The 14,978-nt window shown below is 66.2% G+C and carries 12 protein-coding genes; 9 read left to right on the top strand and 3 right to left on the bottom strand.

Going from position 1 to position 14,978, the window contains the following annotated elements:
* Positions 1-37 precede the first annotated feature (37 nt).
* A complete protein-coding gene (locus tag BSZ39_RS13830; RefSeq protein ID WP_158025084.1) occupies positions 38-178 on the bottom strand; it encodes a hypothetical protein in 141 nt (46 codons plus the stop codon).
* 206 nt (positions 179-384) lie between these two features.
* Between BSZ39_RS13830 and hutH the strand changes: the two genes are divergently transcribed.
* Genes hutH through BSZ39_RS03930 form a run of 6 tightly spaced genes read left to right on the top strand, consistent with a single transcriptional unit; the run spans position 385 to position 8,448 of the window.
* Positions 385-1,911 carry a histidine ammonia-lyase gene (gene hutH, locus BSZ39_RS03905; RefSeq protein ID WP_073716079.1) on the top strand — a complete coding sequence of 509 codons (1,527 nt, stop codon included), beginning with the start codon at positions 385-387 and terminating at the stop codon, positions 1,909-1,911.
* Positions 1,908-3,575: a urocanate hydratase gene (hutU, locus tag BSZ39_RS03910; RefSeq protein ID WP_073716080.1), complete on the top strand. Its 1,668-nt coding sequence runs from the start codon at positions 1,908-1,910 to the stop codon at positions 3,573-3,575. Before hutH ends, hutU begins: the two co-directional genes overlap by 4 nt.
* A complete protein-coding gene (locus BSZ39_RS03915; RefSeq protein WP_073716081.1) occupies positions 3,562-4,749 on the top strand; it encodes an allantoate amidohydrolase in 1,188 nt (395 codons plus the stop codon). The genes hutU and BSZ39_RS03915 overlap by 14 nt, the downstream gene beginning before the upstream one ends.
* Positions 4,746-6,068 (top strand): formimidoylglutamate deiminase, encoded by a 1,323-nt coding sequence (locus BSZ39_RS03920; protein ID WP_073716082.1) that lies wholly within the window; start codon positions 4,746-4,748, stop codon positions 6,066-6,068. The genes BSZ39_RS03915 and BSZ39_RS03920 overlap by 4 nt, the downstream gene beginning before the upstream one ends.
* A complete protein-coding gene (gene hutI, locus BSZ39_RS03925; protein WP_073716083.1) occupies positions 6,053-7,210 on the top strand; it encodes an imidazolonepropionase in 1,158 nt (385 codons plus the stop codon). Before BSZ39_RS03920 ends, hutI begins: the two co-directional genes overlap by 16 nt.
* Positions 7,211-7,221: 11 nt before the next feature.
* Positions 7,222-8,448, top strand: coding sequence for a dicarboxylate/amino acid:cation symporter (locus BSZ39_RS03930; RefSeq protein WP_073716084.1), 1,227 nt, complete (start codon positions 7,222-7,224; stop codon positions 8,446-8,448).
* Here BSZ39_RS03930 and BSZ39_RS03935 read toward each other — a convergent pair.
* Entirely contained in the window at positions 8,445-9,425 is a 981-nt protein-coding gene (locus tag BSZ39_RS03935) for a DUF2891 family protein (RefSeq protein ID WP_073716085.1), read from the bottom strand. The genes BSZ39_RS03930 and BSZ39_RS03935 overlap by 4 nt on opposite strands.
* Positions 9,426-9,495: 70 nt before the next feature.
* Here BSZ39_RS03935 and BSZ39_RS03940 point away from each other — a divergent pair, with 70 nt between their 5' ends.
* On the top strand, positions 9,496-10,764 hold the full coding sequence (locus BSZ39_RS03940) for a cation:proton antiporter (RefSeq protein WP_073716086.1): 1,269 nt from the start codon (positions 9,496-9,498) through the stop codon (positions 10,762-10,764).
* A gap of 13 nt (positions 10,765-10,777) precedes the next feature.
* Positions 10,778-13,363 (top strand): aminopeptidase N, encoded by a 2,586-nt coding sequence (gene pepN / locus BSZ39_RS03945; protein WP_073716087.1) that lies wholly within the window; start codon positions 10,778-10,780, stop codon positions 13,361-13,363.
* Here pepN and BSZ39_RS03950 read toward each other — a convergent pair.
* On the bottom strand, positions 13,356-13,967 hold the full coding sequence (locus BSZ39_RS03950) for a TetR/AcrR family transcriptional regulator (protein WP_143180359.1): 612 nt from the start codon (positions 13,965-13,967) through the stop codon (positions 13,356-13,358). The two genes, pepN and BSZ39_RS03950, sit on opposite strands and share 8 nt — an antisense overlap.
* A 118-nt stretch (positions 13,968-14,085) precedes the next feature.
* Between BSZ39_RS03950 and BSZ39_RS03955 the strand changes: the two genes are divergently transcribed.
* Positions 14,086-14,904 (top strand): DUF881 domain-containing protein, encoded by an 819-nt coding sequence (locus BSZ39_RS03955; RefSeq protein ID WP_083602923.1) that lies wholly within the window; start codon positions 14,086-14,088, stop codon positions 14,902-14,904.
* Positions 14,905-14,978 lie beyond the last annotated feature (74 nt).

The raw sequence follows: 14,978 nt of genomic DNA on the forward strand, positions 1-14,978 counted from the left end.
CGACCATGACCGATACCGACACGCCCGCACTAGCAAGCTAAAACCCCAAACGAGAGGAAAACGCCGTTACACCACTACAAGGGACTTGACCGACGAGGTGGATGATCCGGCGGATGACGGCGTGATCCGTGAGATAGTTCTGGCCATGCTCATAACGGCCAGCAGAATAACGTGGCATGTTGGGCTCCGAAGCGTAGGTGGGAGCCGGGCTCGCAAAGACACCGCCCGGCTTGGGTACCGAGGCGGGGAGCAGAAGAAAGGCCCGGCGTAGGCACCCGTTCGTGGGGCGAGAGGTGCTTTTTGCCCCGAGGAGAGTCGCAGGTAGAGCCACTCACAAGCCGAGGCAATTGTGCTGCCGAACACATTGTCTGTTTAACTAGGCACATGCCACGAATCATCATCGGCGATGAGCCGCTAACGATCGATGACGTCGTCGTCATTGCGCGGCATGGCGCACTTTTAGACCTATCTGCTGCCGCATGGCAGCGAGTGCGCGAGGCCCGCACCGTCGTCGACACCCTTGCCGGATCCGATACGCCGCACTATGGCGTCTCCACGGGATTCGGTGCCCTTGCGACCACCCATATTCCGCCAGATCGCCGCGCGCAGCTGCAGCGTTCGCTCGTCCGCTCGCATGCCGCCGGCAGCGGCCAAGAGGTCGAAGACGAGGTTACGCGCGCCATGATGGCGATCCGCATCCAGTCGCTTGCGACCGGCCACACGGGCATCCGGCCCGAGACGCTGCAGACCTATCTCGATGTCTTAAACGCCGGCATCGTCCCCGTCGTGCACGAGTATGGATCGCTCGGCTGCTCCGGTGATCTATCGCCCCTCGCGCACTGCGCGCTTGCGCTCATGGGGGAGGGCCGGGTCCGGGTCAAAGGCGCGGAGCTGAGCGCGGCCGACGCACTCGCCGAGTGCGGCATCGCTGCCGTGGAGCTGACCGAGAAGGAGGGCCTCGCGCTCATCAATGGCACCGATGGCATGCTCGCCATGGCGTGCCTTGCGATCGCTGACCTCCACGTCTTGCTCGACACCGCGGACCTCGCGACCGCGATGAGTGTTGACGCGCTGCTCGGCACCGATGCGGCATTCGCCCCCGAGCTCATAGCGCTGCGCCCCCAGGTGGGGCAGCAAAAGTCCGCGGCGCAGATCACCGAGTTCATGGCCGATAGCGAGATTCGCGCCTCGCACAAGGACGTCGACGACGGGATCGTTCAAGACGCCTATTCGCTGCGATGCGCTCCCCAGGTGACGGGTGCCGTGCGTGACACGCTCGACTTCGCTACCACGATCGCGACGCGGGAGTTGTCGGCCGCGATCGATAACCCGGTGATTTACGACGGGCAGATCGCCTCCAACGGCAACTTCCACGGCGCGCCCGTCGGATACATCCTCGACTTCCTTGCTATCGCGTGCGCCGATCTGGCCTCGATCTGCGAACGGCGAACCGACCGCCTGCTCGATACCAAGCGCAGTCACGGCCTGGCACCCTTCCTCGCGCACGAGGTCGGGGTCGATTCCGGGATGATGATCGCCCAGTACACCTCGGCGGGTATCGTCTCCGAACTCAAGCGCCTGGCCGCGCCCGCCTCTGTCGATTCGATTCCTTCCTCGGCGATGCAAGAAGACCACGTCTCGATGGGCTGGGCCGCCGGACGCAAGCTGCGTCGGGTGATCGATGGCCTCACGCGCGTCATTGGGATCGAGATCCTGTGCGCTGCCCGCGGCCTGCAGCTGCGGGCGCCGCTTGCCCCCTCACCCTCGGCCAGCCGCGTCATTGACGCCCTTGCGGCCGCCGGTGTGGCGGGACCTGGGCCCGACCGATTCCTTTCTCACGACATTGATATCGCCGTCACCCTCGTGGCGAGCGGAGCCGCACTCGCGGCCGGACGCAAGGAGAATATATGAGCTCGCCCCGCCCCGTCGCCGCCCCGCGCGGCACCGATTTGACCGCCCGCTCCTGGAGCACCGAAGCGCCGCTGCGGATGCTCATGAACAACCTCGATCCCGAGGTCGCCGAGCGGCCCGATGACCTCGTCGTCTATGGCGGCACCGGCCGGGCTGCACGCAGTTGGCAGGCCTTTGACGCGATGGTGGCGACGCTGCGCGATCTGCGCGAAGACGAGACGATGCTCGTCCAGTCGGGAAAGCCCGTCGGCGTATTGCAGACGCACGAATGGGCGCCGCGCGTGCTCATCGCGAACTCCAACCTCGTCGGCGACTGGGCGACGTGGCCCGAGTTCCGCAAGCTCGAGGCCATGGGCCTGACGATGTACGGCCAGATGACGGCCGGCTCGTGGATCTACATCGGCACGCAGGGCATCGTGCAGGGCACGTTCGAAACCTTCGCCGCGATCGCCGATAAGCGCTTCGGCGGGTCGCTCACCGGCACGCTGACCCTCACCGCGGGCTGCGGCGGCATGGGCGGCGCGCAGCCGCTGGCCGTCACGCTCAACGGCGGCGTCTGCCTCATCGTCGACGTCGACCCGCACCGCCTGCACCGCCGCGTGGAGCACCGCTACCTTGATGAGGTCGCAGATAACCTCGACGATGCGATCGCCCGAGTCGAGGCCGCCAAGGCCGACTCACGCGCGCTGTCGGTCGGTCTGGTCGGCAATGCCGCGGACGTGCTGCCCGAGATCCTCGCGCGCGGCATCGAGGTCGATATCGTCACCGACCAGACCTCCGCCCATGATCCACTGAGCTACCTGCCGAGCGGGATTGCGCTTGCGGATTGGGCGATCGAGGCGGAACGCGACCCGGTGGGCTTCACTGCGCGCGCCCGCGAGTCGATGGCCCGCCACGTCGAAGCGATGGTCGGCTTCCTCGATGCAGGGGCCGAAGTCTTCGACTATGGCAACTCCATCCGCGACGAGGCCCGCCAGGGCGGATATGCGCGCGCATTCGACTTCCCGGGCTTCGTACCGGCCTATATCCGGCCGCTGTTTTGTGAAGGCAAGGGCCCCTTCCGCTGGGCGGCGCTGTCGGGCGATCCGGGTGATATCGCTGCGACCGACGAGGCCGTCTTGAAGCTGTTCCCCGACAACGAGCGGCTGCACACGTGGATCCGCGGCGCGCAAAAGGAGATCGCCTTCCAGGGCCTGCCGGCACGCATCTGCTGGCTCGGCCATGGCGAGCGCGACAAGGCTGGCGAGGTCTTCAACGATCTCGTCGCCAACGGCACGCTGAAAGCGCCGATCGTCATCGGGCGCGACCATCTCGACACCGGCTCGGTCGCCTCGCCTTACCGTGAGACCGAAGCGATGAAGGACGGATCCGACGCGATCGCCGACTGGCCGCTGCTCAACGCCCTGACCGCGGCTTCGTCCGGCGCGACCTGGGTGTCGCTGCATCACGGCGGCGGCGTCGGCATGGGCCGGTCCATCCACGCGGGCCAGGTTTGCGTCGCCGATGGCACCCCGCTCGCGGGGGAGAAGCTCGCTCGTGTGCTCACCAACGATCCCGCGATGGGCGTGCTGCGCCACGCCGATGCGGGCTATGACCGGGCGCGGCAGGTCGCCGACGAGCAGGGCCTGCGCATCCCGATGGATGGCCGCCATGGCACTCGCTGACCGCCTCGCCGCGCTGTTTGCCGAAATCGACGAGATCGGCAAAACGCCCGACGGCGGCTACCGGCGCTTCGCGTTCAGCGACGAAGATGCCGCGCTGCGGGCCTTCTTCCGCACTCAGGTTGAAGCGCGAGGCATGACCTATGAGGAAGACGCCGCGGGCAACCAGTGGGGCTGGTACGGCGAGGGCCGCGCCGACGCCGTTGTCACCGGTTCCCACCTCGACTCGGTACCCGATGGGGGAGCGTTCGACGGCCCGCTCGGCGTGCTGTCCGCGCTGCTGGCGATCGACGAATTGAAAGAGCGCGGTATCACGCCCCGTCGCCCGATTGCGGTCGTGAACTTCACCGAGGAGGAAGGCGGACGCTTCCCGCTTGCCTGCCGCGGGTCGCGCCTGCTCACCGGAGTCGTCGGTGCCGACGACCTCGATCAGCTCACCGACTCCGACGGCATCACCTTTGCCGAGGCTCGCGGCGCGGCGACGTTCGCGCCCGATCCGCAGGCGCTCGAGCGCATCGGCCACTACGTCGAGCTGCACGTCGAACAGGGCCGCAATCTCGCGACGATGTCTGACGCGCCGCTCGCCGTCGCCGACGCGATCTGGCCGCACGGCCGCTGGCGCATCACGATCGATGGCGTCGCCGACCACGCGGGCACTACGCGACTGGTCGACCGTGATGACGCCCTACTGAAAGCAGCGCATCTCATCATCGCGATCCGGGAGGCCGCCGAAGCCACGGGCACGCTCGCGACCGTCGGCAAACTCGATGTGGAACCCGGCGCGATCAACGCGATCCCCTCGCGCGTCACGCTCTTCCTCGACGCCCGCGCGCCCGAGGTCTGCGACCTCGACGCCGTTATCGGCAAAATCTCGAGCGCCGTCGATGAGCGCGGCGCGGCCATGGAACGCATTTCGCTGACCCCCGCGACGCATTTCGATACCGACCTCGTCGCCGACATTGCGGAACGGTTCTCGCTGCCCGTCCTCGGCACGGGGGCGGGCCACGACGCCGGTATCATCGCCGATGCGGGCGTACCCGCGACGATGCTGTTCGTGCGCAACCCCACCGGCACGTCGCATTCGCCGCACGAATCGGCCGAACTGACCGACTGCGCGCACGGCATCGAGGTCCTCACCGACGTCCTGGCCTACCTCGCCACGGAAGAGGGGCGATGACGAGCTACTTCGCGAGCCACGCCCTCATCGACGGGAACGTCCAGCGCGACGTCCGCCTGAAGGCCGTGGACGGCCACTGGGCCGAGATCACGGCGAGCGTCACGAAAACCGCGGACGATATCGAGCTGCCGGGTATAGCGCTTCCGGGCATGCTCAACGCCCACTCGCATGCCTTCCATCGCGCGCTGCGCGGGCGCACGCACGGCGATGGCGGCACCTTCTGGACATGGCGGACTCGGATGTATGAGGCGGCCTCGCGGCTCGACCCAGATCGCTATTTCGCGCTCGCGCGCGCGACCTACGCCGAAATGGTCGCCGCCGGGTACACGTCCGTCGCCGAGTTCCACTACGTCCACCATGCGCCTGGCGGCAGTTCCTATGACGACCCGAACGCGATGGGCAAGGCGCTCATTGCGGCCGCGCGCGAGGCCGGGATCGCGCTGACGCTCCTCGACGTGTGCTATCTGCACGGCGGCCTGGACGCCACGGGCTACACCGAGCTCGACCCGTTGCAGCAGCGCTTCAGTGACGGCGACATGGACTCCTTCCTCGCCCGGCATGACCGGCTCGTGAGCGAGACTGGCGGCGAGGCCACCATCGGGTTAGCGGCGCATTCTGTGCGCGCGCTCACCCCCGACGAGTTGCGGCGCCTTGCCACGGCGGCAGGCGGCGGGATCCTGCACGTGCACGCGAGCGAACAGCTCGCTGAGGTCGAGATGTGCCAGGCGGTGCACGGCATGAGCCCGATCGCGCTGCTCGCCGAGACCGGAATGCTGCACGCGAATGCTTCGGTCGTTCACGGCACGCACCTGTCCGAGACCGATATTCGCCTGCTCGCCGAAGCCGGCGCGACGGTTGCGTTCTGTCCGACAACCGAACGCGATCTCGCCGACGGCATCGGTCCGGCGAGAGCGCTTATCGACGCGGGCGCGCACCTCGCGATCGGATCCGATCAGCACGCCATCATCGATCCGTTCGCCGAGCTCCAAGCGCTCGAGGGCCACGAACGGCTCACCAGCCACAATCGCGGGAACTTCCCACCCGGACAGCTCCTGCAGATCGCCACCAACCCGGTCCCGGTCGGCTACGAGCACGCAGGGCTTTGCGTTGGCGCGCCTGCCGACGTCGTGGCCATCGACGCGCATTCGACCCGCACCGCCGGCAGCGAGCCCACCGGCATCGTCATGACCGCGAGCGCCGCAGACGTCACCGACGTCGTGGTCGCCGGCGAGCGTATCGTCGCGGCGGACCAACACCGAGTAAGGGATGTGGGAGCAGCCCTTTCAGCCGCGATGGAGGAGATATGGCCAGCACACTGATCACCAGCATGAGCCAGCTCGTCACGTGCGATGGTACGGATGACGATGGTCTTGGTATCCGCCCCGATGCGGCGCTCATCGTCGAAGACGAACGCATCGCGTGGATCGGCGCGCGTAGCGCCGCGCCCGCGGCCGATACCCAGGTCGACGTCGACGGGCGCTGCGTGTTGCCCGCGTTCGTCGACTCCCACACGCACCTGATCTTCGCGGGTGACCGTTCCGCCGAATTCACCGCCCGTATGTCGGGCCAGGCCTATGACGGCGGCGGCATCGACGTCACGGTCGCCGCAACGCGCGAGGCGAGCGACGACGAGCTGCGCGAGCTGCTTCAGCTCCGGCTGACGCGGGCACGTGTCCAGGGCAGCGCGACGATCGAGATCAAATCGGGCTACGGCCTCGATATCGACACCGAGGCACGGATGTTGCGCCTGGCGCGCGAGGTCACCGACGAGACAACGTTCCTCGGCGCCCACGTCGTACCCGCCAATACCGACCGACGCGACTACCTCGATGAGGTCACCGGGCCGATGCTAGCCGCGTGCGCCCCGCACGCCCGCTGGGTCGACGTGTTTTGCGAACCGAACTCGCCGCACGCCTTCACCGAGGACGAATCCCGCGAGGTCCTGCAAGCGGGGCGCGCCGCGGGGCTGGACCTGCGCGTGCACGGCAACCAGCTCGGGTACGGGCCCGGTGTCCAGCTGGCGTGCGAGCTGGGCGCCGCGAGCGTCGACCACTGCACCTACCTGTCGCAACGCGATATTGACGCGCTCGCTGACTGCAAGGACCAGACGACAGCAACATTCCTGCCTGGCGTAGAGTTCTCAACGCACGAACCCTATCCGGATGCGCGTCGTCTCATCGACGCCGGCGCGAGCGTGGCTCTCGCCTCCGACTGCAATCCGGGCACCTGTTACTCCTCCGCGATGCCGTTCATGATTCAGCTGGCTGTCCGCGAATTGAAGATGACGATCGCCGAGGCCGTCCTCGCCGCTACCGTAGGGGGAGCGCGCGCCCTGCGCCGAGACGACATCGGTCGAATCGCCGTGGGTAGGCGCGCTCATGTGGCAGTGCTCGACGCGCCCAGCATCGAGCATCTGGCCTACCAAATCGGGATGCCGCTGGTATCCGGGTTGACCCCCTAAAGGAGTGAAACATGGCAAAAGAGTTTCGTATCGGCCTGCTGCCGCGCATCGGCATTGCGATCGTCGCGGGTATCCTCATTGGGCTTTTCGCCCCCGACTGGCTCACGCGGATCTTTGTCACCTTTAACGTTGTTTTCGGCCAGTTCTTGAGCTTCGCGATCCCGCTCATCATCGTCGGCCTCATTACGCCGGCCATCGCCTCGCTCGGGCGCGGCGCCGGCAAGTGGCTCGGAATCACCGCCGGCATCGCGTACCTATCGACGCTGCTGGCGGGCCTGCTCGCCCTCGTCGTCGGAGTGCTCGTCTACCCCTATATCCTTTCGGTCGGCAATATCGAGGACCAGGGCAATCCGGAAGACGCCCTGCTCGCCCCCTTCTTCAAGCTCGAGATGCCGCCCGTCTTTTCCGTCATGACGGCGCTCGTGCTGGCGTTCGTGCTCGGCGTCGGCCTCACCATCACCAAGGGGCGGGCGCTGTATGACGCGACGGTCGAATTCCGCGAGATCATCAACAAGGTCATCTCGACGATCATCATCCCGCTGCTGCCGATCTACATCTTCGGCATCATCCTCAACATGACCGTCGCGGGCGAGGTCTTTCGCGTCATTGGCACGTTCCTGTCGATCATCGTCCTCGTCTTCGCGCTCACCCTCGTCGTGCTGCTGGTCCAGTACACAATCGCGGGCGTCATGAATAAGAAGAACCCGCTGGTGATGCTGAAGACGATGCTGCCCGCCTATGTCACGGCGCTCGGAACGTCCTCATCTGCCGCGACGATCCCGGTGACGCTGCGCCAGGCCATGAAGATGGGCGTCAGCGAGCCCGTCGCATACTTCGTCGTGCCGCTGTGCGCGACCGTGCACCTGGCCGGCTCGACGCTGAAGATCACGAGCTTCGCCCTCGCAATCATGTACATTTCGGGCATCGAAATCAACATCGGATTGATGATCGGCTTCGTCTTCATGCTCGGCATCACGATGGTCGCGGCCCCCGGCGTGCCCGGCGGCGCAATCGTCGCGGCCTCCGGTCTGCTCACCTCGATGCTGGGCTTCACCGAACCGCAGGTTGGCCTCATGATCGCGACCTATATCGCGATCGATAGCTTCGGCACCGCGACCAACGTGACGGGCGACGGCGCGCTCGCCGCGATCGTCGACAAGCTGAGCGCAGGCCGCTTCGGCAGCCCGCGCCCGGTCGTCATCGATCGCGTCTCGACCGACGGCGAAGCCGAAGCCTAGACAAGCGCGCGCAGCGCGAAGCTCGCGAGCCAGTGGGTCGAGGCGTAGTTATCGCCCGTGACCTCATCCAGGCTCGCCGCATACAGGTCATCGGCATAAGTGAGGAGTTCGTCCCTGCCGGTTGCGGCGGCGATCCGCCGCAGCTGGCCGGAGCGCGAGAGGTTCAAGCCGTGCCAGTGCACCTGGTGCGCATCGCGCGAGCCCCGCGTGTTCGCGGGCACCACGATCGGACTGTCCTGATCTAGGGACGGTAAGAATCGTTCGACGAAGGCGGCGAACTCGTCGGCTGGCAGCACGACCGCCATGAGTTCGGCGATGGTGAGGCCAGGGGAGAGGAAGTCGTGGCCGCTGCGCTCGAGTGCCGCCGACCAGTCGCTGATCGGCGCGTACCATTCGCGCGCACGCCGCGCGATGGTCTGCGTGAGCTCGGCGAACTGGCCAGCAAGAGGATCAGACTCGAAAAGCTGCGCGGCCGCATCGGACATGAGGACACCCGCGAACGCCGTATTGGAATGGACGCCATGTGTGACGGGCTCGATGAGTTCGGTGAAGTACCCAGTCGCCGATACGACGAGTTTCGCGGCAAGCGGACGCAGAATCTCGCGAAGCTCGTCGTCGACCTCGGAGTACAGCAGGAGGAACCACGCCCACCCGTAGGGCCGCTCGTAGGAGGGGTTGTCGGCGAAATAGCGGCATTCAGCCGCAATGGACTCCGGTGTCACGTTGCCACGCAACGCCGCCAGCGCCTGCTTCGCGCTCGGGTCATCGGCGGGGAGTAAGAGTGCCAGGCGTGCGACCGCCCACGAGGAATTCACCGAGGAATGCCAGTCATAACAGTTCCCGAACGCGGGGTGCGCTACGAACGGGTCGTGGCCGGCAAGATCCCGATGAAAATGCGGATCGTGATAGGGCACCCGGATTGTGAGGTTGGCCGCGAGGGTCTTAGCAAAGCCCGTGAGCTGTGGGATAGTCAGCATGCCTTAAGTATGACGGACTCGAAACTTTGCTAGTCTGCCCGGGACCATTGGCATCTTCCTGGAGGTCACTATGGAGGTCTTCACCTCCTTGCTCGCCATCTCGGTGTGCTCCCTTGCCGCACCGCTCATCGCCCACATCGTGCCCCATCGCGTCATCCCCGAAGCCGTGCTCCTGCTCGCTTTTGGCATCGCGATCGGCCCGCACGGCCTCGGCTGGGCACACCTGAGCGGGGAGATCGAAATGCTCTCCGAACTCGGGATCGCCTTCCTGTTCCTGCTCGCCGGCTACGAGGTCGACCTCGGTGACTTGCGCAGCGGGCACGGCGTGCGCGCATCGGTCGCGTGGCTCGTCTCCTTCGGCCTCGCGTTCGTCGTCGTCGGCCTCACGCTGCACAAGCCGCTGAATTCGATGGAAGCGATCGCCGTCGCCATCGCGATGACGTCGACGGCCCTCGGCACCCTACTGCCGATCCTGAAGGAGCGCGGCATCAACAACACCGCGGTCGGCCGGATCGTCATGACCCACGGCACGATCGGCGAACTCTTCCCGATCATTGCGATCGCCGTGCTGCTGTCCTCGACCTCGATCGCGTCCTCGCTCGGCGTGCTCCTCGTCTTTGTCTTGACCGCGACCCTGCTGTTCATCATCCCGAAGCAGGCACGCCGCTGGGGCCTGAAGATCGTCGGCCTGATCCACTTGAAGGCCGAGGGCACCGCCCAGGCGACGGTCCGCGTCACGGTCGTGCTCCTCGTGGCCCTCACGACGCTCGCGGTCCAGTTCGAGCTCGACCTCGTCCTTGGGGCATTCGCCGCGGGCATCATCGTGCGCCAGCTGCTGCCCTCGGGCCGCCACGAACTCGACCAGAAGCTCGACGGGCTCGCCTACGGGTTCTTCATCCCGCTGTTCTTTGTCGTCTCCGGCATGGGGATCAACATCAGCGCGGTCGCGGGCCAGCCGCAGGCCCTGCTGATGTTCCTCGTCGCACTGCTGCTCGTGCGCGGCATTCCGGTGTTTGTCTCGACGCGCGGCCAGCGGCCCGGCTATCACCCGCTGACGCTCGGGGAGCGGGCCCGCATCGGCCTGTATTCGACGACGGCGCTGCCCATCATCGTCGCCGTCACGCACGTCGCCGTCGGCTCCAACGCGATGTCGACGTCCACGCAGTCGGTGCTGATCCTCGCGGGCGCCTGCTCCGTGCTCCTGATGCCGGCCCTCGCCGCGATCACCCAGGCGAAGACCCCCACCTCCGACATGGACCCGGACGATCCGGAAGACCGCGAGCCGCCGCTCATCACTCCGGACGCCACGAAGAACGAAGACACGACCGAGACGCGATAGCCTTAGCGCTGTGATGACGCTAACCCGAGCCGAGGCCAACGAACGTTCTGCTGCCCTAAGCGACCTGTCGTATACCGTCCACCTGGACGTCACGAACGCCGCGAGCGATGATGCAACATTCCGCTCGACGACGCAGGCACGCTTTACGACGACGACATCGCGCGTGATGATCGATCTCGTCGCCGACGAGGTCATCGCGATCGAGGTCGACGGCAAGGGCGCGGACGCTGAAGTGCGCAAGGGGCGCATCTACATCGATAACGTTCCGACCGACCGCCCCGTCGAACTTCGCATCGTCGCCCGCTGCCGCTACTCCACGAGCGGGGAGGGCCTGCACCGCTACCGGGACCCGGAAGACGGCCATACCTACCTGTACACGCAGTACGAGCCGATGGACGCGCACCGCGTCTACGCCTGCTTCGACCAGCCCGACCTCAAGGCGCGCTGGACGTTCATCATTGATGCGCCCGCGGGCGACACCGTCCTGTCGAATCAGGCCGAGGTCAGCACTGAAGATCTCATGCCCGACGCGCGTCGCCACGTCTTTGGTGAAACGGCGCTGCTGTCGAGCTACCTCACCGCGATCATCGTCGGTCCCTACCACAAGGTCGAAGGCCCGACGTGGGAGGGCACCTATCCCGAATACTTCGGCGGCCCCGAGGTCCACGTGTCGATCCCGCTCGCGGCCTACTGCCGTGCGGCCCTGGCCGACCGTTTCGACTCCGATGACGTCTTCGCCGTGACGATGGCCGGCCTCACCTTCTTCCACGACCGCTACCAGTACGCCTACCCGTGGGGGAAGTACGACCAGATCTTCGTGCCCGAATACAACCTCGGCGCGATGGAAAACCCCGGCTGCGTCACGTTCAACGAGCACTACATTCCGCAGGGCGAGCCGACGGCCGCGCAGCGCTCTTCGCGCGGCAACACGATCCTGCACGAGATGTGCCACATGTGGTTCGGCGACCTCGTCACGCCCGTGTGGTGGGACGACCTGTGGCTGAAGGAGTCCTTCGCCGATCACGAAGGCACCGCCGCGCTCGCCGCCTGCACCGAACACACCGACGCGTGGGCCGCGTTCGCTTCCGGCCGCAAGGCGTGGGCCTACCACCAGGACCTGCTGCCGACGACGCACCCGATCGAGGCCGATATCCCCGACGTCGCCGCGGCGAAACAGAACTTCGACGGCATCACCTATGCCAAGGGCGCGGCCGTCCTCAAGCAGCTCGTCGCCTATGTCGGCGAGGAGGCGTTCATCGCGACCGCCCGCCGCTACTTCGCCGAGCACGCGTGGGGCGCGACGCGCGCCGCCGACCTGCTGAGCGCGCTCGGCGAGGCCAGCGGACGCAACATGTCCGCCTGGACCGACGCGTGGCTGAAAACCTCCGGCCCCTCGGTCATCACGATGAGCGAGGACGGCACGAGGGTCCTGCACGACTGCCTCGACGCCGTCACCCACCTGGAAACCACCCGCCCGCATCGCCTCGTCCTCGGTTTCTACCGTCTCGGCGACGATGGCCTCGAGCTTGTCGAGCGGCGGCCCATCGACCTGCAGGACGGCAGCCTCACACTGGACCCGCCGCTGCCCGGCGACGTCACGATCGTCAACGACGAGGACCTCACCTATGCGGTATGCCGCCTGAACGAGACCTCCAGAGAAGCCGTCCTTACGCACCTGTCGAGCCTCACCGACCCGGTCACGCGCGCCGTCGCCTGGTCCTCGCTGTGGAACGACACGCGCGACGCGCTACTGCCCGCGGCCAACTACGTCCACGCGGTGCTGCAGCACGGCGCAGGGGAGCGGCAGTCCGTCCTCGACGCACTCCTGCGCCAGGCACGCACGGCGTGGCGCAGCTACGTGCCCGCAAGCGAACGGTCGGCACTCCTCGACGACGTCCTCGAGCAGACCTGGCAGCAGCTTTCGAACGAGCAGGATCGCGGCCGGGCCCGCCTGTGGGCCCTCGCCTTCACCGCCGCGACCGGCGACCGGCCCGTATCCCAGCAGACGGCTTCGCGCCTTGCCGAGATCCGCGCCGGATCGGTGCCGGGCCTGCCGGCCGCGCGCGACCTGTCATGGGCGGCCATCATCGCCCTCGCTTCCGGCGGCGGCGCCACCGATCACGACATCGAGGCGGCCCGCGCCGAGGACCGCTCGGGCTATGGCGCCGTCATGGCGGCCCAGGCGAGCGCGTCGGTCCCGAGCGAAGCGCGGGCTCGCGAGAGCTGGCGCGCGATCTGGCAGGACGACCTGTCCAACGAGTTCCTCGATGCGACGATCGCCGGCTTCAACTCCGCGACGCGCACGCTCGACTTCGATCCCGCCGAAGGCTATTTCGAGCAGATCGAAGCGGCGTGGACGAACCATTCGATCGCGATGGCCGAGCGCCTCGCCATCGGGATGTTCCCGCGCGGCGCCGAAATTGCCGACGCCCCCAAGGGGGCGACGGGCAAGCCAGATCCGAGTGCGCATCCGGTCATTCGCGCCACGGACCAGTGGCTCATGCAGGCGAGCGATGCGCCGAAGGCGCTGAAGCGACGCATCATCGAGGGCCGCGACGATGTCCTGCGAGCCCTGCGAGCGCAGGCCGCCGCTAGTTAAGAGAGACGGGCCCGGGACAGCCTTCCCGGGCCATGTACCGCTCCTGGCGGGTGCGCAGCGCGAGGCGGATGACCTTCCACAGCCAGCCCTCCATGTCCTCCTTGGCCGGCGGATCGGGATCCTGCAGCCACGCCCAGATCGGGCCGGTGATCGACCCTGCCAGCGCGGGCGCGGAAATAAAGACCAGCGGCGAAACGTAGTCGGGTTTGCGGCAGGCCAGCACGTGGGTGAACACGCTCGACAGGTGCGCCATGAACTGCACGCACAGCGTGTTTTGGGCCGACGTCGTGAGCTTGGAGACGTAGATCGGGCGCGCGCTTTCGACGAAGTCGGTCAGCTTCGTCACGAACTCTGGGGGCTGCTCGCTCGAGATATCCAACTCGAAAGGATCGAACTCAGCAAGGCCGGTTTCGTCGAGCCGCACATTGACAAGATCAATAAGCAAATCACTCGTCGTTGCATAGTGCTGATAAAACGTCGAGCGGTTTACGCCGGCGCGCTTCGTAAGCAGGACAACCGTAATGCGCTCGAATGGCAAGGTATCGAGCGTAGTGGCAAGCGCATCGCGCAACAATTGGCGACTGCGCATCGATCGAGGGTCCATGACGCGCTCCCTTATCGACTGTGTTGATGGTAGCTATCGTGCCTTAAGTCGGCCCCTCGTACATGTTTTGCAACGATACGATGGAGATAATTGCGAGCCGTGAGACGAAGGAGGAAACATGCCCAGCAGCTGGCATCGACGTTCCTCCCCGTCTGTTTCTGGCGCAGTTTTGCGCAAAATGCTCGAGGATCCGATCGATGTTGGCTATAGCGCCGCCGCGAAATCCCGACCCTATCCGCCGTGGCAGCGGGCGACTGTGTTTTTCCTTTCAGCCATCATCGGCGCGAGCGGCATCTGGTCCGTGAACGCGCTGCGAGCACCCCGCGATGCGAGCGCTGCCGCGCGAGAGAATCTCGCGAATCAGGTCGACGAACGCGTGGCCGAACTCGATGCGCATACGAAGAAGAACTTCGAGCTGTCCGAACAGATCGAACAGACCCGCAAGCAGGTCATCAACGAGGCGCCACTCATCACCGATCAACTTGCCGCGACGGGCGCCGCGAGCGGCGTCGTCCCTGTCACCGGCCCCGGGATTACGCTCACGTTGAACGATAAAGACACTGAGCGGCCCGAAGCACGGCTGAAGGATTTTGATTTCCAGGTCGTCATCAACTCGCTGTGGGCGGCCGGCGCCGAGGCCATTGCGATCAATGGCCAACGCATCGGTCCGACCACCGCGATCCGTAACGCCGGACAGGCCGTTCTCGTCAACCTCATCCCGCTGAACCCGCCCTATGAGGTCAGTGCGGTGGGGGACCCGACGGCCCTACAAGCGGCTTTCGCCAAGACTCGCGGTTCGGCACACCTGGCAGGACTGCGTGACATGTTCGGTGTCTCCGTCGAGATCACGAGCCACGACGAGCTCACGCTGCCGGCAGCACAGCAGATCCGGCTGCGCTATGTATCGACCGAACCGAATCCCACCGTCGCGAAGTAACCGCGATGAGATTGCATTTCGGATACGGCGACGTGTTACCACGTGTCAGTTGGCATGATGTGTCACGCTGGTAG

The organism is Bowdeniella nasicola (genome assembly GCF_001907295.1).
In the GTDB taxonomy this organism is placed as follows: domain Bacteria; phylum Actinomycetota; class Actinomycetes; order Actinomycetales; family Actinomycetaceae; genus Bowdeniella; species Bowdeniella nasicola.